The organism is Microbispora bryophytorum (genome assembly GCF_043197435.1).
Classification (GTDB): Bacteria; Actinomycetota; Actinomycetes; order Streptosporangiales; family Streptosporangiaceae; genus Microbispora; species Microbispora bryophytorum.
The window spans coordinates 123,137-141,308 of sequence record NZ_JBICTF010000005.1; the positions used below are offsets into that span (position 1 = coordinate 123,137).

General features: G+C 72.5%; 12 protein-coding genes. 8 read left to right on the forward strand and 4 right to left on the reverse strand.

Annotated features, from left to right (window positions below):
- Positions 1 to 31: 31 nt before the first annotated feature.
- Positions 32 to 2,395, reverse strand: a complete 2,364-nt coding sequence (locus ACGFIB_RS17960; RefSeq protein WP_393373066.1) for a glycoside hydrolase family 3 N-terminal domain-containing protein — start codon at positions 2,393 to 2,395, stop codon at positions 32 to 34.
- A gap of 193 nt (positions 2,396 to 2,588) precedes the next feature.
- On the opposite strand from ACGFIB_RS17960, the gene ACGFIB_RS17965 reads away from it, so the two are divergent.
- From ACGFIB_RS17965 to ACGFIB_RS17985, 5 genes are all read left to right on the forward strand, one after another.
- Positions 2,589 to 3,296, forward strand: coding sequence for an MBL fold metallo-hydrolase (locus ACGFIB_RS17965; RefSeq protein ID WP_393373069.1), 708 nt, complete (start codon positions 2,589 to 2,591; stop codon positions 3,294 to 3,296).
- Positions 3,293 to 3,445 (forward strand): hypothetical protein, encoded by a 153-nt coding sequence (locus tag ACGFIB_RS17970; protein WP_393373072.1) that lies wholly within the window; start codon positions 3,293 to 3,295, stop codon positions 3,443 to 3,445. Before ACGFIB_RS17965 ends, ACGFIB_RS17970 begins: the two co-directional genes overlap by 4 nt.
- Positions 3,446 to 3,525: 80 nt before the next feature.
- On the forward strand, positions 3,526 to 7,914 hold the full coding sequence (locus ACGFIB_RS17975) for a glycoside hydrolase family 38 N-terminal domain-containing protein (RefSeq protein WP_393373075.1): 4,389 nt from the start codon (positions 3,526 to 3,528) through the stop codon (positions 7,912 to 7,914).
- 98 nt (positions 7,915 to 8,012) lie between these two features.
- Entirely contained in the window at positions 8,013 to 8,792 is a 780-nt protein-coding gene (locus ACGFIB_RS17980) for a peptidylprolyl isomerase (protein WP_393373077.1), read from the forward strand.
- Between the two features lie 166 nt (positions 8,793 to 8,958).
- Positions 8,959 to 10,227 (forward strand): IS4 family transposase, encoded by a 1,269-nt coding sequence (locus tag ACGFIB_RS17985; RefSeq protein ID WP_393373080.1) that lies wholly within the window; start codon positions 8,959 to 8,961, stop codon positions 10,225 to 10,227.
- Positions 10,228 to 10,538: 311 nt separating this feature from the next.
- Here the strand turns inward: ACGFIB_RS17985 and ACGFIB_RS17990 are convergent, their stop codons facing one another.
- Positions 10,539 to 11,069 (reverse strand): hypothetical protein, encoded by a 531-nt coding sequence (locus ACGFIB_RS17990; RefSeq protein WP_393373083.1) that lies wholly within the window; start codon positions 11,067 to 11,069, stop codon positions 10,539 to 10,541.
- A gap of 496 nt (positions 11,070 to 11,565) precedes the next feature.
- On the opposite strand from ACGFIB_RS17990, the gene ACGFIB_RS17995 reads away from it, so the two are divergent.
- Positions 11,566 to 13,272 carry a WS/DGAT/MGAT family O-acyltransferase gene (locus ACGFIB_RS17995; protein ID WP_393373086.1) on the forward strand — a complete coding sequence of 569 codons (1,707 nt, stop codon included), beginning with the start codon at positions 11,566 to 11,568 and terminating at the stop codon, positions 13,270 to 13,272.
- A 44-nt stretch (positions 13,273 to 13,316) separates the two neighbouring features.
- Here ACGFIB_RS17995 and ACGFIB_RS18000 read toward each other — a convergent pair whose 3' ends face one another.
- Positions 13,317 to 14,537 (reverse strand): serine/threonine-protein kinase, encoded by a 1,221-nt coding sequence (locus ACGFIB_RS18000; protein WP_393373089.1) that lies wholly within the window; start codon positions 14,535 to 14,537, stop codon positions 13,317 to 13,319.
- A 143-nt stretch (positions 14,538 to 14,680) separates the two neighbouring features.
- Here ACGFIB_RS18000 and ACGFIB_RS18005 point away from each other — a divergent pair, with 143 nt between their 5' ends.
- Positions 14,681 to 15,325, forward strand: coding sequence for a TetR family transcriptional regulator (locus ACGFIB_RS18005; RefSeq protein ID WP_393373091.1), 645 nt, complete (start codon positions 14,681 to 14,683; stop codon positions 15,323 to 15,325).
- Between the two features lie 207 nt (positions 15,326 to 15,532).
- Complete coding sequence (locus ACGFIB_RS18010) at positions 15,533 to 17,362, forward strand: MFS transporter (protein WP_229689597.1); 1,830 nt, start codon at positions 15,533 to 15,535, stop codon at positions 17,360 to 17,362.
- A 127-nt stretch (positions 17,363 to 17,489) separates the two neighbouring features.
- On the opposite strand, the gene ACGFIB_RS18015 is transcribed toward ACGFIB_RS18010, so the two are convergent.
- Complete coding sequence (locus ACGFIB_RS18015) at positions 17,490 to 18,137, reverse strand: hemerythrin domain-containing protein (RefSeq protein WP_357247164.1); 648 nt, start codon at positions 18,135 to 18,137, stop codon at positions 17,490 to 17,492.
- Between the last annotated feature and the right edge of the window lie 35 nt (positions 18,138 to 18,172).

Below are 18,172 nucleotides of genomic sequence, written 5' to 3' on the forward strand. Positions count from 1 at the left end.
ACGTTCCGTCCCCGCCCCCTCGGGCGCGCGGTCATCCGGTCGCGCAGGCCGTTCCGTTCAGGGTGAACGCGGTGGGCGCGGCGTTGGCGCCGCTGTAGGACCCCTGGAAGCCGAAGCTCGCCGTGCCGCCGCCCGCGCCGATGGTCGCGTTCCAGGCGGCGTTGGACGCGCTGACCTCCCGGCCCGACTGCGTGATCGCCGAGTTCCAGTAGCCGGTGACCTTCTGGTCGCCGGCGTAGGTCCACTGGAGCCGCCAGCCGTTGACCGGGCTCGACGACCTGTTGGTGATCGTCACGTCGGCGGTGAACCCGCCGCCCCAGTCGTTCACCTTGTACGTCACCGCACACCCTCCGGCCGACGGCGACGGCGACGGCGAAGGCGACGGGCTGGCACTGGGCGATGGGCTGGGGGACGGAGAAGGCGACCGGGAAGGTGACGGAGAAGGTGACGGAGAAGGTGACGGAGACGGGGACGGAGAAGGTGACGGAGACGGGGACGGAGAGGGCGACGGGGACGGAGAGTGCGAGGGGGAAGGCGACGGGGACGGACTGGCGCCCGTGTAGGTCAGCCCGAACCCGTACTCGAACAGCGCCTGCTTGCCGTCCCCGGCGTTGATCGGCTGCTGGTCGGCGCTGCGCATCCAGGTCATCGGCAGCTTCGCCGTCGGAGCGTAGTCGCCGAACAGCACGTCGGCCACGCCGCGCCCCTCGGTTCCCGGCAGCCAGGCCGCCACCAGCGCGTTCCACTGGTCGAGCTGACCGGCGATGTCCAGCGGCCGGCCGGAGACGAGCACCACCACCAGCGGCACGCCGGACGCCTTAAGCCGCTGCAGCGTGGCCAGGTCGGTCGAGTCCAGGCCCATCGACCCGGTCCGGTCGCCCTGGCCCTCCGCGTACGGCGTCTCGCCCACGACGGCGATCGCGGCGCGGTAGGAGGAGTCGATGCCGCTGCCGTCGCGGTTGTAGGTGACCTGGGCACCCGAGCCGACGGCGTCGCGGATGCCCTGCAGGATCGTGGTGCCGGTGGTGATGTTGCCCGACGAGCCCTGCCAGCTGATCGTCCAGCCGCCGCTCTGGTTGCCGATGTCGTCGGCGCTCTTGCCCGCCACGAAGATCTTGCCGCCGCTCTTGCCGAGCGGGAGCACGTTGCCGGCGTTCTTCAGCAGCACCAGCGACTTGCGTACGGCCTCGCGGGCGATGGCGCGGTGCGCCGTGCTGCCCACGGTGGAGGTGTAGGACCGGTCGGTCAGCGGCCTCTCGAACAGTCCCAGCTCGAACTTCTTGGTCAGGATGCGCCGGTTGGCGTCGTCGATCCGCGACGTCGGGATCCGGCCCGCCTGGACCTCCGACTTCAGCAGCGAGATGAACCGCTTGTAGTCGTTCGGCACCATCACCATGTCGACGCCCGCGTTGATCGCCGTGGTGATCTCGCTCGCGGTGAAGCCGCTCTGGCCGTCGAGCTGGTCGATGCCCGCCCAGTCGGTGACCACGAAGCCCGTGAAGCCCAGCTCGCCCTTCAGCACGTCGGTGATCAGGTATTTGTTGCCGTGCATCTTCGCGCCGTTCCAGGAGCTGTAGGACACCATGACGGAACCCACGCCGCGCTGCACGGCGGCCTTGAACGGCGCGAGGTGGATCGCGCGCAGGTCGGCCTCGCTCAGCTCGGTGTTGCCCTGGTCCCTGCCGCCCGTGGTGCCGCCGTCGCCGACATAGTGCTTGGCGGTGGCGAGGATGGAGGCGTTCCCGGCCTTCTGGAAGCCGTCCACGATCGTCGTCATCTGGGAGACGAGTTGCGGGTCCTCGCCGAAGGACTCGTAGGTGCGGCCCCAGCGGTCGTTGCGGGCCACGCACAGGCAGGGCGCGAAGGTCCAGTCGATCCCGGTGCCCGCCACCTCCTCGGCCGTCGCCCGCCCGACGCGCTCCACCAGGTCGGGGTCGCGGGTCGCGCCGAGCCCGATGTTGTGCGGGAAGATCGTGGCGCCGACGACGTTGTTGTGCCCGTGCACCGCGTCGATCCCGTAGATCATCGGAATGCCGAGCGAGGTGGACAGCGCCTGCCGCTGGAAGTTGTCGTACATGTCGGCCCAGGACGACGGAGTGTTCGATGAGGGCGCCGAACCGCCGCCGGACAGGATGGAGCCCAGCCGGTACGTCGCCACGTCGGAGATCGTCGTCAGGGCCGACCGGTCGGCCTGGGTCATCTGCCCGACCTTGTCGTCGAGCGACATCCTGGACAGCAGGTCGTTCACCCGCGTCGCGACCGGAAGGCTCGGATCCTTGTAGGGGGCGTCCGCCGCCCGCGCGACCCCGCGGCCGGTGATGGAGACGGCGCCCAGCGCCACGGCGAGCAGCGCCACGAGCGCCGGTATCCAGACGGGTCTCAGCCGGGATGTCATCACGTCCTCCTAGGGGGTCCCGCCGACCGTAGGAATCGCCGGGAATTCGGGTCAAACGATGTGACTCCCGGACACTCGCCACCAGCCGGGGGAGAGGAAAGTTTCACGCACGCAGCCCGGCTTCCGCCCAGGGCGGATCCGCTGCCGGCGAAGGTCGTGCCGGTGGCCGGCCGGGCGACCCTAACCTCGCCACATGGATCTGGTCGAACTGCTCCCCAGCCTGTATTTCCTGCGGTTTCCCGTGGGGCACGTCTATCTGTGGCGCGACCGCGACGGGCTGACCCTGATCGACTCCGGGGTTCCCGGCTCCGCGCCGCTCATCGCGGACGCCGTCCGTTCGCTTGGGCACACGCCGTCCGACGTGCGGCGCCTGGTGCTGACGCACTTCCACGAGGACCACACCGGCTCGGCCGCCGACATCGCCACCTGGGGCGACGTCACCGTCTACGCCCACCGCGACGACGCGCCCTTCGTCCGTGGCGAGGCGGCCGGACCTCCGCCGGTCCTGTCCGCATGGGAGCAGGAGCTGTGGGACGCGGTCCACGTGGGCATGCCGCACGTGCCCGCGCCGCCCGTGCGGGTGGACCGCGAACTGGGCGACGGCGACACGCTGGACTTCGGCGGCGGGGCGCAGGTGCTGGCCGTGCCCGGTCACACTCCCGGCAGCCTCGCGGTGCACCTGCCCGGGCCGGGCGTGCTGTTCACCGGAGACACCGTCGCCCGCGCCCCCGACGGGCAGGTCATCCTCGGCGTGTTCAACGCCGACCCGGCCGGTGCGGTCGCCTCGCTGGCACGGCAGGCGGCGCTCGACGTCGAGATCGCCTGCTTCGGCCACGGCGAGCCCGTCACCGAAGGCGCCCGCGGCCTCATCAGGGACGCCGCGGCCCGCTTCGCCGGGTGAAGCCGGCCGGCTCCTCCGACCTCGGCCTGGGGCTCGGCGACGGGCGGCCGTCCGAACCGGCCCACGAACCCGAGACGTACGGCGCCGCGAAGCGGGGCTCGCGCACGGCGGTGCCGGAGCGGGACGGCCCGCCGAGATCGCAGGGGTGAGGCCGGCGCGCAGGGGGGATGTCTCGACCGTCACCTGTCCCCCCAGCGGCCGCCGTGGGGAGCCGCAGTTAGGGGTGCGCATGCGCATCACCGCCGTCGAATCCACCGAGCTGTTCGTCCGCACGGCCACCGGCGAGGGCCCGCGCCAGGTGGTCCGCGTCGTCCTCGACGAGGTGCCGGACGACGCGTCCCCGGTGGTCGAGGTCACCGGCCCCGGGGTGCGGGGCGAGCACACGGCCGACGGGCGGCCCTCCGGCACGATGCGGGTGGTGGTCGAGGTGCCCGTGGTCGTCGCGGCGGCGGTGGATGTCGAGACGCCCGTGGTTGTCGAGGTGCCCGTGGTTGTCGAGGTGCCCGTGGACGTCGAGGCGCCCGTGGAGGCGGCCGCGCCCGCCGCGGTCCCGGGCGCGCGCGTCCCGATCACCGTGCGGGCCGCCGCGGGCCGGGAGCGGTGCACGGCCGAGGACGAGCTGCTCGTTGCCGAGCCGGGGTGGACGGTCTGGATGATCCCCCACTTCCACTACGACCCGGTCTGGTGGAACACCCAGGCCGCCTACACCGCCACCTGGGACCACGCGGGAGGGCTGGCGCAGGCGAACCGGCAGGAGTTCCAGCACGCGGGATTCGACCTCGTCCGGCTCCACCTCGACACCGCCAGGAGGGAGCCCGAATACACGTTCGTGCTCGCGGAGGCCGACTACCTCAAGCCGTACTGGAACGCCCACCCCGAGGACCGGGCCTACCTACGCCGCCTGCTCGCCGAGGGCCGCTTGGAGCTCATGGGCGGCACGTACAACGAGCCGAACACCAACCTGACCGGGCCCGAGGCGACGATCCGCAACATCGTCCACGGAATCGGCTTCCAGCGCGACGTGCTCGGCGGCGACCCGGCGACGGCCTGGCAGCTCGACGCGTTCGGGCACGACCCCCAGTTCCCCGGGCTGGCCGCCGAGGCGGGGCTGACCTCCAGCTCGTGGGCGCGCGGGCCCTACCACCAGTGGGGCCCGATGCTCGCCGGCGGCGGCTGGGGCGACCCCTCGGTGATGCAGTTCCCCTCCGAGTTCGAGTGGGTGTCGCCGTCGGGGCGCGGGGTCACGACGCACTACATGCCGGCGCACTACAGCGCCGGATGGTGGATGGACTCCGCGCCCACTCTGGAGCGGGCCGAGGCCGCCGTCTACGAACTGTTCACGCTGCTCAAGAAGGTCGCCGCGACCCGCAACGTGCTGCTGCCCGTCGGCACCGACTACACCCCGCCCAACACGTGGGTCATGGAGATCCAGCGCGACTGGAACCGGCGCTACGTCTCGCCCCGGTTCGTCTGCGGGCTACCGAGGGACTTCTTCGCCGCCGTGCGGGACGAGGGCGTCCGCCTGACGGCGCAGACGCGGGACATGAACCCGATCTACACCGGCAAGGACGTGTCGTACATCGACACCAAACAGGCGCAGCGGCACGCCGAGACGCGGCTCGCCGACGCCGAGAAGTTCGCCGCCGTCGCCACCGCGACCCTCGGCGCGCCCTACCCGCACGCCGCCCTCGACAAGGCCTGGCGGCAGATCGCGTACGGCGCGCACCACGACGGCATCACCGGGTCGGAGTCCGACCAGGTCTACCTCGACCTGATGACGGGCTGGCGGGAGGCGTACGACCTGGGCGGGCGGGTCCTCGACGCGTCGCTGCGCCGCCTCGGCGCGGGCCTGACCGGCGTCGCCGTCTGGAATCCCTCCTCCTGGCCCAGGACCGACCTCGTCCGCGTGCGGCTGACGTTGCCCGAGCCGGGGGCGTACGGCGTCGCGCTCGACCCGCCCGCGCGCGGTCTGCTGCTCGAACATCCCGAGCGGCACCCCGACGGCAGCCTCGCGGCCGTGGACGCGGTCTTCGTCGCCGGCGACGTGCCCGCGCTCGGATACCGCACGTTCCGGGTGGTGCCCACCGCCGAGCCCGCCCCGATCGGCTGGGCCGTACGCGAGGGGAGCAGGATCGAGAACGCCACGCACACGGTGGAGGTCGACCCCGAGCGCGGCGGAACGGTGTCGAGCCTCACCGTCGAGGGCCGCGAGCTGCTGCAGCAGGACCGGGTGGGCAACGAACTGCTCGTCTACGACGAGCACCCGGCGCACCCCCGCTTCGGCGAGGGCCCCTGGCACCTGGTGCCGAGCGGCGGGGTCAGCGGCTCGGCCGGGGCCCCCGCGGAGGTCGCCGTCGCCGAGTGTCCGGCGGGCCGGCGGATCATCGTCGGCGGTCGGATCGGACCGGTCGTCTACACCCAGGAGATCACGCTCTGGGACGGGCTGGCGCGGGTGGACCTCACCACCCACGTGGACGAGTTCCACGGCTCCGATGTGCTGATCCGGCTGCGCTGGCCGGTGCGGGTGCCGGGGGCGCTGCCGGTCAGCGAGGTCGCCGGCGCCGTCGTCGGCCGCGGGTTCGGCCTGATCGACGTGGACGCCGCGGAGCACCCGTGGACGCTGGACAACCCCGCGCACCACTGGTTCGCGCTGTCGTCCACCGCCCGCGTCGCGCTGCGCTCGCCCGCCGGACGGCCCCTCGGCGCGCGGGCCGTCGGCATCGCCGAGATCATCGCGCCCGGGGACGAGGCCGCCGGCGACCTGAGGGACCTCGCGGTGGCGCTCGTACGGCAGGGGGTGACCTCGACGTGCTCCACCGGGTCCGGGCCCCGATACGGCGACCTCGCCGTGGACTCCAACCTCCCCGACGTGCGCATCGCGGTCGGCACGCCCGAGGAGAACCCGTTCGTCGCGGCGCTGCTGGACGACGCGGAGGCCGCGGAGCTGCGCGCGCGTCTCGACGCCGAGGGCCGGGCCCGCCTGTGGGTGCCCGCGGACGAGCCGCTGGAGAAGGTCTGGGTGCCGGGCGCGGATCTCACCGGCCTGCGCGACCTGCCGGTGCTCGTGGTCTGCGGGGAGGGCGCGGTCGGGGAGCTGATCGAGGACCTCGCCGACGCGGTCGTGGAGGTGGTGACGGACGCCGAGCCCGCGGACGCGGTCCTCGACGACTACACGATCGGGCTGGTGAACCGGGGCACCCCGGGCTTCGCGGTCGATCCGTCGGGGGCGCTGCATGTGTCGCTGATGCGGTCGTGCACCGGCTGGCCGTCCGGCGTGTGGATCGACCCGCCGCGCCGCACCGCGCCCGACGGCTCCGGCTTCCAGCTCCAGCACTGGACCCACTCGTTCGAGTGCTCCCTGGTGGCCGCTCCGGGTGACTGGCGCGCGGCCGATCTCGTCCGGCTCGGCCACGACGTCAACCACCCGCTGGCGGCGACCGTGGGCGGGGTCGGGCGGGTCGGGCGGGACGGGCAGGCGGGCGAGTCGCGGTCGTTCCTGGAGACCGGGCCCGGCCTGGTCCTCACCGCGCTCAAGGCGGCGGGCAATCCGATCGCCTCGGGCCGGGCGCCCGGTCCGGTGACCGCGCTGACCGCCCGCGTGTACGAGGCCGGCGGCCGGACCGTCCCGTTGTCGATCACCACGACGCTGCCCCTGAGCACGGGCTCCGAGGGAACGGCGCCGTGGCGGCGGGCCGACCTCCTGGAGAACGTCACCGGGGACGCCCCCGGCACCCTCGACGGCATGGAGATCGTCACGCTGGTCGCTCCGCTCCGTCCCGGGCCTCCCCCAGATGTGGTGGGGGAGCGGGCGGCCGATCCGGTGACCGGTGGCGCGGCGACCGGTGGCAGGCCGGCGGCCGGCGGGACCGTGCCGGAGGTGCCGGAGACCGAGCCGCACCAGCCGGTCCACACGCGCTACTGGCTGAACAACACCGGGCCCGCGCCGATGGGCGACCTGCCGGTCGCCGTGCACCTGTCCCCGTCCGACCTGGACGTCGCGGGGCCGGCGGACCTCACCCTGACCGTCGCCTCCGGCCTCACGGAGGACCTGGCGCAGGGCGTGGTCACGCTCACCGCCCCCGACGGCTGGTCGGTGGCGCCCGCCGTCCGGCCGTACGTGCTGCGTCCCGGAGGCCACGCCACCGTGCCGGTTCGGCTCACGCCGCCCGCCGACGCCGAGACCGGCCTCCACCTGCTCACCGCGCGCATCGAGTCCGGCGGCCAGGCGTACGAGGACGTGACCCGGCTGCACGTGTTCCGGCCGGGGGAGAGCGGGCGGCGATCACCGGGGCTGGAGGTGACGCTGGAGGGGCTCGGCCACCCGCCACACCTGCGGCTGACGCCCGGCGGCCGGGCGGAGGTCGTGGTCCGGCTGCGGTCCGAGGCACGGTCGCCGGTCAGCGCGCAGGCGCAGCTCGTCAGCCCGTGGCAGACGTTCGAGATGTTCCCCGAGTGGAACAGCGGGGCGGTCGTGCCGCCCGAGGGTGAGGCGGAGGTGCGCTTTCCGGTACGCGTGCCGCCGGGCGCTCGCCCGGGCCGCTGGTGGGGGCTGGTGAAGATCGCCTGCGCCGGGTGGCTGCACTACACCGACACGATCGAGGTCGAGGTCGAGCGGTGAACGGCCCGGACGTTCCCCCGACCCGCGGCGCGCCGGCCGGTGCCGCGCCACGCTTCGCCGATGGACACCCCCTCGCGGGGGCGCCGGGAGCGGCGCGCGTGACCGGGGGCGTCTTCCCGCCGGAGGGCGTCCTCGCGGGCGACGGCGCGATCGCGGCGGTGGTGGGGGAGCAGGTGGTCACGGTCGCGGAGGTGGACCGGCGGCTACGCCTGCTGCGCGGCGGCCCCCTCGCGGCGCGGCTGCCGCGCCCGGAGTCCGCCGAGGGCCGCAACCTGCGCCGCTGGCTGGTGCAGGTCATGGTGGCCGAGGCGCTGGCCGAGCAGGAGGCGGCCCGCCTCGGCCTGGCGCCCGAGCACGCCGTCGCGCCCGGGGCCATGCTCACCCTGGCGGGCGCGCTGCGCACCGGAGGAGTCGCGGCGGCGGTGCTGGCGGCGTCACCGGCGGCGCGAGCGGTGTGCCGGGCGCTTTCCGCGGGCCGCGAGCCGTCCGAGGACGAGGTGCGCGACTACTACCGGCGCAACCTCGACCGTTTCACGACGCCCGAGACGCGCTGGGTCGTTCCGTTCGGGCCGGTCCGGCGAGGGCAGATCGCCGGGCCGATCGAGGACGCGGTCTTCGCCGCCCGCGAGGGTGAGACGGTCGGGCCCGTGCAGGGCCCCGGCGGCCCCTGGACCCTGGTGGTCGAGCGGATCGAGGCGGCGCGGCGAGAGCCGTACGCGGCCGTGCGGGAGCGGCTCCGCGCGGAGCTGGCGAAGGAGACCGGGGAGCGGGCCTTCGCCCGGTGGCTGGACCGCCGGCAGGCCGAGTCGGTGCTGCTCATGCCGGGATACGAGCACCCGGCCGATCCCGCGCAGCCCGACGCCGATCACCGGCACTGATCCGGCGCACCGGCCCCCCGGAACGGGCCGCCGTGTCCTGGACGCGGGCCGGTCTGCGGATCGCACCGCGTGATTTCTCACTCCGATGTCACGCGGTGCGCCGGACCGATCGGGCCGGGCCCAATGCCGTTAACTTAGATGATCGTGGTGCCGGTATGATCTCAGCGTGGCGAGGCCGGGACAGCGGGTAAAGGCAGGCCGGGAGCCGGGGCTACCGGACCGGATTGGGATCGGCGTGCTGACGGCGGCGTACCCGCCGGACATGGTGGACGCGGCGGTCGATACGTGCGACGCCCGCGAGCTGCGCAAACGTGACCTGCCCGCTCGGGTGGTCATGTACTACGCGATGGCGATGACGCTGTTTTTCGACTCCGGCTATGGCGAGGTCTGGAACAGGCTGCTGACCGGCCTGGCCTGGGCGCGGACATTCCGGCTGCGTCGCGACAACCGGATGCAGCCCTCGCCCGCGGCGATCAGCAAGGCCCGGGTCCGGCTCGGCTGGGAACCGCTCGCGGAATTGCTGGGCATGTCGATGGTGCCCGCGCAGAGCGGACCGCGGGAGGCGCCGTGGGCGTACTGGCGCGGGCTGCGTAAACTGGCGATCGACGGCTTCACCATGAACGTGCAGGCCGGCAAGGATAACGACGCCTTCTTCGGCCGCCCCTCCAATGAAAAGGGGGAGGGTGCCTTCCCGCAGGTCCGGACGGTTGCCCTGGCGGAGACGGGCAGCCGGGCCCTGCAAGGAGTGGAAGTCGGCCCGCTGAGGGCGGGCGAGCAGACGATGGCCCGCAGGCTGTGGCCGCTGCTCAAGCCGGGTGACCTGGTGGTCGGGGATCGGGGTTTCCTGTCGCATGAGGACCTGGCAGCGGTGATCGCCACCGGGGCGCACGCGATCTTCCGGGTCAAGGCGGGCGTCGACCTGCCGGTCCTCCAGGTCTTGCCCGACGGCAGCTACCTGTCCCGGATCGCCGACCCCGAACAGGCCGGGAAGCTACGGCGTAAGAAGGTCTCGCCCGCCGACATCCCCGGTATCGGTGTCCGCGTCATCGAGTACAGCCTGTCGCCCGAGGACGACGACGGTGTGTCCAGTGAACTGTTCTGCCTGGCCACCACGCTCCTCGATCACGAGGCGTATCCGATGGAGGAGTTCCCCGACCGGTATGCCGAACGCTGGGAACTGGAGACCGCGATCGGCGATGTGGAGACCCGGCTGCGTGGCGGACCCGAGGTGGTGCTGCGCTCCAAGTCCCCGGACATGGTCCGGCAGGAGGTATACGCCCTGCTCTGCGTCTATCAGGCGATTCGTCTCCTGATCGCCACCGCCGCCGAGGGCGTCCGGATCGACCCTGACAGGATCTCCTTCACCCGCGCCGTGCAGGCCGTCCGCCGCCACGTCTCCGACGAGGCGGCGCTTTCCCCCCTCTGCGCTTGCTGACCTGGTCGACGACGTCATCTAGAGATCACCGACCCACGCAACCTGCTTGATGAGACCCGGCGGGATCGGTCCTTCAAACGCGAGCAGCGCCGGTCCGGGCGACGCTTCCCCAAGCAACGCGACCCGGTCAAGAAACCCCTCCCTCCCCGCACGAAAATCACGTTCTGGGTGCTGGACCAGCCCCAACCCGCCCAACTCAACGCACCACCCCACCCGAACGTCCTGGCGATCCCCACCCGCAGTGCCAAGGCCGACAAGCTCGGCAAGGCCGCGTAATCAGCGGAGATGATCAAAGTTAACGGCATTGTGCCTCAGCCGATGACCGGGCTGCACGAGAACGGGCCGGCCTGCCGGGTGGTGAACGTCCTCGTGATGGTCAACGGCGTTCCCGACCGGAAGTCGACCGTGCCGGTGATCCGCCCCGAGTAGTAGCCCGGCGGGCATGAGGCGCCCTGGACGTACACCCCCGCCATCAGCGACGTCGTGGGATTGGTGAGCGTGGACACCGTCTTGCTCGCGACCACGCTGCCGGTGTCGCCTGTGACGCCGTTGTAGATGAGTTCGATTGTGAACTGGATTTTGCGGACCCCTCCGTCGCACTGGAATCCGTCGGTGTAGCTGACGTTGTAGGCGTCGTATTTGCGTGGCGCGTCGCTTCCGTTGGAGAACAACCAGCAGAGATGGCCGTCGGCAAGGGAGGCCAGCGATTGCGGCGACAGGGCGCCGGCCGCTCTGAAAGCGCCTGAGCTGCTCGTTACCAGTGCGTTCTGTACCGCCCCGGAAGCGGCGGGAGTCACCATGCCCGTCATGCCCGAAAGCATCACCGCGACGGCCGTCGCCAACGTCCACAGGCGAGAGCGGAGTTTCACAGTAACCGACGTCCCTTCTCGTGAGACGAATTTGTCCCGTGTGGCCCTGATGAAATTATGGCTTTGGGATTCCGTCAAGACCGGCAGGGGAAGGGGGCTGCGGCGCCAAGGTGCCCGGGCGGTGATACGCGGCCCGGCCGTGTGGTTTTCCACGCATCCGGAAGTGGCCCTTGACGTGTGCGGGCGATGTCCCGTCGCTTTTCGGTTGCTGTCGGCAGCCGATTATCGCCCACCCGTTGGAACGTCGCATGGCGGGGCGAGATTGGTTCGAAGGAGCGGCACCGCTCCTCCCGCCCGGCGCGCTCACCACGTGCGCACGAGTCGTCGACGGACGGCCTCCGCCGGCCAGGCCGCTGCCGCCGGTCACCGGGTGGCCATGAGCCGGCCGTGCGGCGGAGGGACCGGACGCGGGCCGCTCCCGAGGGGCGGGAGTGGTCCGACCACGGCGTTTCGGGGCACGTGAGTAGGCATGGCACAGCAAGTCAGCGCCTTCGACGCGCAGTTTCTCAACTTCGAGACGGGCACCAACCTCGCGCACATCGCGGCGCTCACGATTCTCGACCCCTCCGGCAGGCCCGGCGGCGCGCTGACCCGCGAGGACCTGATCGCGCTGCTCAAGCGGCGGCTCCATCTCGCGCCGCCGCTGCGCAGGCGGCTGGTCGAGGTGCCCTTCGGGCTCGACCACCCCTACTGGGCGGAGGATCGCGAGGTCGACTTCGACTACCACGTACGGGAGCTGGCGTTGCCGCCTCCCGGAGACGACCACAAGCTCGCCGAGCAGGTCGCCCGGCTGCACGGGGCACGGCTCGACCGGGGGCGGCCGTTGTGGGAGATCTACCTGATCCACGGCCTGGCCGGGGGCCGGGTGGCGATCTACACGAAGGTCCACCACGCCGCCGTCGACGGCGTCACCGGGGCCGAGGTGCTGGCCGCCGTGATGGACTTCGAGGCCGAGCCGGCCGCCGTGCCCCCGGAGGCCGCGGCCGAGCCGCAGCCGGCCCCCGACGTGGTGGAGATGGTGATCAGGGGCGTCGCCCGGGTGCTGGACAACCCGCTCGCCCTGCTGCGTTTCATCGCCGAGGCGGTGCCGCGGCTGGACGAGGTGCCGTTCGTGGCGCAGCTCCCGGGGGCGGGGCTGGTCTCGCGGTTCGTCCGCCGCATCGGCGGGGACGCCGAGCCGCTGCCCGAGCTGCCACGCATGGCGGTGCCGCGCACGCCGTTCTCCGGGCCGATCTCGCGGCACCGCCGCTTCGCGTTCGGCCAGCTGCCCCTGGAGGAGGTCAAGCGGATTAAGAACGCCTCCGGCGTCACGGTGAACGACGTCGTCATGGCGATGTGCGCCACGGCGCTGCGGCGCTGGCTGGCCAAGCGCGACGAGCTGCCCCGTCAGCCGCTCGTCGCCGGGATCCCGGTCTCCACCCGGGGACAGGCCGCGAACGGCTCGGCCGCCAACGAGGTCATGCTGACCATGACCTCCCTGCCGACGGACGTGGCCGATCCGCGCGACCGGCTCATGACGGTGAACCGCTCGACGCGGCTGCTGAAGGAACGCCTCGCCGCGGCGCCGGCGGCCTGGCTCCTGGAGTTCAGTCAGGCGATGCCGGCCGCGCTGAGCGCGCTGGCGGCCAGGTCCGCCTTCCGGATCGCCTCGCGTACGGGTTCCGCGATGAACCTCATGATCTCCAACGTGCCGGGGCCCCAGACGCCGCTCTACGTGTGCGGGGCGCGGGTCACCGCGCTCTACCCGATGTCGGTGATCACGGACGTCAGTGGGGGGATCAACATCACGGTGTTCTCCTACGACGGCAGGCTCGGCTTCGGGATCGTGACCGACCGCGACATGGTGCCCGACGTGTGGGACCTCATCGACTACCTGCGGGACTCACTGACCGAGTACGGCTCCCTGGTGGCCCCGCCCGCGCCGGGCGCGGCGGAGCCGGGAGAGCCCGCGGAGCCGGGAGAGCCCGCGGAGCCGGGAGAGCCCGCGGAGCCGGAAAGGCCCGGGAAGACCGGGAAGACCGCGAAGACCGGGAAGACCGCGAAGCCGCCGAGCACGGGGAAGACACGCGCGGCGGCGGCGCGCGGCACGCCGGTGGCCGACGGGCCGCGGCGGGAGCAGGGCGCGGCGCCGAAACCGAGGCGGGCGCGCAAGCCGCCGGAGCCGCCGCCCACGTGACGCGTCCGCCTCCTCGCCCGTGCCGGGCACCCGGGAGGCGGCGATCAGAAGAGTGCGTCCGTGGGGCCGGGTCTGGTGTGGTCCGCGCCGAGGCCGGGCGTGGAGCCGGGGACGGCGGGGAGCCGCGCCCCCCGGTCGCCGTCCCCCAGTGCCAGCGCCGCGATCCCGGCCGTGAGCAGCAGGGCGAAGACGGCGGCGATCACGGCGAACACGATCGACTGCCGGGACATGCCGGTGCGCGGCGGGGGCGGGGGAGCGGACCCTTGCCGGGGGCTCCGCGGCCGAGGCCCGCCTGGCCAGGGGCCCGGTGCCGCGTTCGGCGCGGTCGCCGCGCGGCGCAGGTCCTGACCGCTCGCGGGGACGCCGCCGGCCGGACCGGTGAGCGAGTGCCCCGGCGGGGCGGGATGCCGGTGATCCGCAGGGGCGGGGCCGTCGGGCGTCACGGCGGCGAGCGCGTCCCGCAGCCGGGCGGCCGTCGGGATCCGCTGGGCCGGATCGGTCTCCATGCCGTGGCGCAGGACGGCGGTGAGCGCGGCGGGCACACCGGGGATGTCGGGGATGGGCAGCCGGTGCAGCGCCATGATGGCCGCGATGTTGACCACGCCGCTGTCCGGGAACCGCGGCGGCCTGCCCTGGAGCAGGGCGTACAACGTGGCCGAGAGCGCGTACACGTCTCCGGCGGCCGTGGGTTCGGTGAGGTCGAACGCCTCCGGCGGCGCGTAGGCGGGCGTGAGCGACTCGCGGGTGACCGACACCTCGCCCGGCGCCGCGCCGCCCTGCCCCGGCATCGTGGCCAGCCCGAAGTCCGACAGGGCGACCATGCCGTACGAGTTGACCAGGATGTTGGCGGGCTTGACGTCGCGGTGGAGGACGCCCACGGCATGGGCGGCGGCCAGCGCGTCGGCGATCTTGACGCCGATGTCGCGCACCTCGCGGGGGGCGAGGGGCCCGGCCCTGCGCAGCCGGTCGGCCAGCGACCCGTTCGGGCACAGCTCCAGCACCATGTACGGCCGGCCGTCGGGCAGCACGCCCGCGTCGTAGACGTCGGCCACGTGCGGGTGGCCGGACAGGGCGCCGGCTGACGTCACCTCGCGCATTAACCTGCGCCGGTCGCGGTCGGAGACGAGCACACGGTTGTCGACCTTGAGCGCGACCTCGCGGCCCACCGCGAGCTGCCTGGCCCGGTAGACGACCCCGAAGCCTCCCTGGCCGAGGATCCCGAGCACCTCGTAGCCCGGCACCAGCGGTCCGCCCGCCTCGCCCACCCCACACCTCCGAAGGACCCGGCGGAGCCGTGACACCACAACAACCCGGACCAGAAACCCGCGTCCGGCACATTACCGGAGTGATCGCCCATAGAGCCCGGTCTTGATCCAGGAGACGCGGAATCGGCACCTATGCTGTGCTCATGACGGGGCTCACGACGGGCGGCGCGGCGGGAGGTACGGCGGGAGGTACGGCGGGAGGTACGACGGGTGGCGCGGCGGGCGGCCGGAGCCCGGAGCGGCGCAGGGACCTGCTCGACGCGGCCGACCGGGTGATCCGCAGACAGGGCCCGCAGGCGTCGATGGCCGCGATCGCGGCGGAGGCGGGGATCACCAAGCCGATCCTCTACCGCCATTTCGGCGACAAGAGCGGCCTCTACCAGGCGCTCGCGGAGCGCCACACGCGGGTCGTGGTCGACCTGCTGCGCCTGGAGATCGCCAGGCCCGTGGCCGACCCCCGGGTCCGCGCCCGGGGCGCCATCGAGGCCTACCTGGAGACCATCTCCGCCAACCCCAACCTCTACCGCTTCCTGTTTTACCGGGCCAGCGCCGAGGACAGCCGCACCCGCACGCGGATGGCCGCCATCGTGCGCGGCGTCGGCGAGGAGTTGGGCGCGTTGCTCGCCGAGGAGGGCGTCGCCGATCCGGTACGCGCCCGGGTGCTCGGCCACGCGTTCGTCGGCATGGTGCAGGCCATCGGCGACTGGTGGCTGGGGAACCCCGGGCTCGATCGCGACACGGTGGTGGACAGCCTTGCCGACGTGATCGCCGGGGCGCTCACGTCCTGACGCGGCCTCCTTCCGCCGTCCGGAATCAGGTCAGATAGCGCGCAAATCCGTTTAAGGGCCCCATGGTGGTCTTCGTGGGGCATGCCCCTGAAACATCGATGCCATCCGGTCGGGGTAACTTAGTTGCGCTAACTAACTGTCCGTCCGTCACGCACTGCGCGGAAACAGGCCGTGCGCTGTACGGACCAAGAGGAGGGGAACCACTCCGTGGCCGTAGCGAACCAGTCCCTGGCGGGGGCGTCACCGCAGTCGGCGCCGCCCTCGCGGTACAAATGGATCGCGCTGTCCAACACCACCCTCGGCGTTCTGATGGTGACGATCAACCAGTCCATCGTGCTGATCGCCCTTCCGGACGTCTTCCGCGGCATCCACCTCAACCCGCTCGACCCCGGCAACACGGGCTACCTGCTGTGGATGATGATGGGCTTCATGGTCGTCACGGCCGTGCTGGTGGTGATGTTCGGCCGCCTGGGCGACATGTTCGGCCGGGTCCGCATGTACAACCTCGGGTTCGCGGTCTTCAGCATCTGTTCGGTCATGCTGTCGCTGACCTGGATGGACGGCGACGCCGGGGCGATGTGGCTGATCGGATGGCGGATCGTGCAGGGCATCGGCGGCGCGCTGCTGTTCGCCAACTCCACCGCGATCCTGACCGACGCCTTCCCCGTCCGCCAGCGTGGCACCGCGCTCGGCATCAACTCGATCGCCGCCATCGCGGGCTCCTTCCTCGGCCTGGTCATCGGCGGCGTCCTGGCCCCGGTCGACTGGAAGGCGATCTTCCTGGTCTCCGTGCCGTTCGGCGTCTTCGGCACCATCTGGGCGTACGTCAAGCTCAAGGACAACGGCGTGCGGCGCCGGGCACGGATGGACTGGTGGGGCAACGCCACCTTCGCCGTCGGCCTCATCACGCTGCTGGTCGGCATCACCTACGGCATCCAGCCGTACGGGACCGGTGTGATGGGCTGGGGCAACCCCTGGGTGATCGCCGCGCTCGGCGGGGGCGTGCTGCTGCTCGCGCTGTTCGCCTGGATCGAGACCAGGGTGAACGAGCCGCTGTTCCGGCTCTCGCTGTTCCGCAGCCGCGCGTTCCTCGCGGGCAACGTCGCCAGCCTGCTGACCGCCCTCGGACGCGGCGGCCTGCAGTTCATGCTGATCATCTGGCTGCAGGGCATCTGGCTGCCGCTACACGGCTACAGCTTCGAGGAGACGCCCCTGTGGGCGGGCATCTACATGATCCCGCTGACCGTGGGCTTCCTGCTGTCGGCGCCGGTCTCCGGCTGGCTGTCGGACCGTTTCGGGCCGCGGATGTTCACGGTCGGCGGCGCCCTCGTCACCGCGGCCAGCTTCTACGCCCTGATGACCCTGCCCACGGACTTCGGCTACGGCGTCTTCGCGTTGCTCATCCTGATCAACGGCGTCGGGTCCGGCCTGTTCTCCTCGCCCAACCGGGCGGAGATCATGAACTCGGTCCCGGCGGAGTCGCGCGGCGTCGGCGCGGGCATGACCGCCACCTTCCAGAACTCCTCGATGGTCCTGTCCATCGGCGTGTTCTTCAGCCTGATGATCGCGGGCCTGTCGCAGTCGCTGCCGCACACCATGCACGACGAGCTGGTGGCCCAGGGCGTGCCCGCCGCGCAGGCCGAGGGCATCGCCCAGTTGCCGCCGATCGCCGTGCTGTTCGCGGCGTTCCTCGGTTACAACCCGTTCCGGCAGCTCCTCGGCGGCATCCTGGACCGGCTGCCCGACGGGGGAGCCCACCTGACGAGCAAGGAGTTCTTCCCGCACCTCATCGCGGGCCCCTTCCACCAGGGCCTGGTCATCGCCTTCTGGTTCGCCGTGGCCGCGTGCGTGGTGGCCGCCCTGGCGTCGCTGCTGACCGACCGCGTCGGCCGCGGTCACCGCGCCGCCGCCCACGAGTCGCTCGGCTCCGAGCTCGCGGCGGTCTCCGGCGAGGCCGGCCTGGCCGGCAACGAGCTGGTCATCCCGGACGAGGAGTTCGACGCCCGGCGCCCCGCGCCGGACGCGACGAAGCCCTGACGGCCCCGCCGCACGCCCGGCGGGCCCCCGCCGCGTCCTCCACCTCGTCCTCACGGGGCGGGGGCGCGGCGGGCCGGGCCGGGAACAGCCGGCGGGGTCACCCGTGCACCGGTCACCCGTGCACCGGTCACCCGTATACCTGGGAGACCCGGCGCTCGTAGGCGCGGCGCCAGGAGAGCCGGTAGAGGACCCGCATGACGGCCGGAGCGGAGCCGAAGATGTGGTCGCGGTCGGCGGGGGCGGCCACGTCGAGCAGCCAGGCGGCCAGCATCGGCAGGTCGCGGGCGTGGCTCTTGGTGACCTTCTTGCCCGACTCCTCCCACCAGGCCGCGCTGACGTGCTCCCTGATCAGCGGGACGACCTCGGACTCCTCCAGGTCGAGATGGGTGTTCAGCAGCCGGTCGAGCGAGCGCAGGTCGGCCGCGACCTCGCGGGCCGGCCGGCCGCCGCCGGACAGTCTGCCGATGACGGTGTCCATCTCCTGATGGTCGGCCTCCAGCCGGTCGAGCGTCGCGGCGGCCTCCGGGACGAGACCGCGCAGCAGTGGCCAGATCGCCTCGTCCTCCTCGGTGTGGTGGTGGTGCAGCGCGCGCAGCAGCAGTGCGAGGTGCTCGTCGACGACCGCGCGGCGCCGCTCGTCGCGGGGGTCGCAGCGGTCGAGGACCTCGGCCAGCCTGCCGAACTCGCGCCGCAGGCCGGCGTGGAAGACGAGGAACGTGACGAGGTCGGGGGCGGGGTCGCCCGGTCGGCGCCGGGTCTGCGTCGGTGTTGTCATGGCCCCACGATGGCCCCGCCGCCTTCACCGCCACT

What these genes read in the sequence shown, in the direction of transcription:
- ACGFIB_RS17960 (WP_393373066.1), bottom strand. Translation starts at nt 2,395, where the DNA reads ATGACATCCCGGCTGAGACCCGTCTGGATACCGGCGCTCGTGGCGCTG.
- ACGFIB_RS17965 (WP_393373069.1), top strand. Translation starts at nt 2,589, where the DNA reads ATGGATCTGGTCGAACTGCTCCCCAGCCTGTATTTCCTGCGGTTTCCC.
- ACGFIB_RS17975 (WP_393373075.1), top strand. Translation starts at nt 3,526, where the DNA reads ATGCGCATCACCGCCGTCGAATCCACCGAGCTGTTCGTCCGCACGGCC.
- ACGFIB_RS17995 (WP_393373086.1), top strand. Translation starts at nt 11,566, where the DNA reads ATGGCACAGCAAGTCAGCGCCTTCGACGCGCAGTTTCTCAACTTCGAG.
- ACGFIB_RS18005 (WP_393373091.1), top strand. Translation starts at nt 14,681, where the DNA reads ATGACGGGGCTCACGACGGGCGGCGCGGCGGGAGGTACGGCGGGAGGT.
- ACGFIB_RS18015 (WP_357247164.1), bottom strand. Translation starts at nt 18,137, where the DNA reads ATGACAACACCGACGCAGACCCGGCGCCGACCGGGCGACCCCGCCCCC.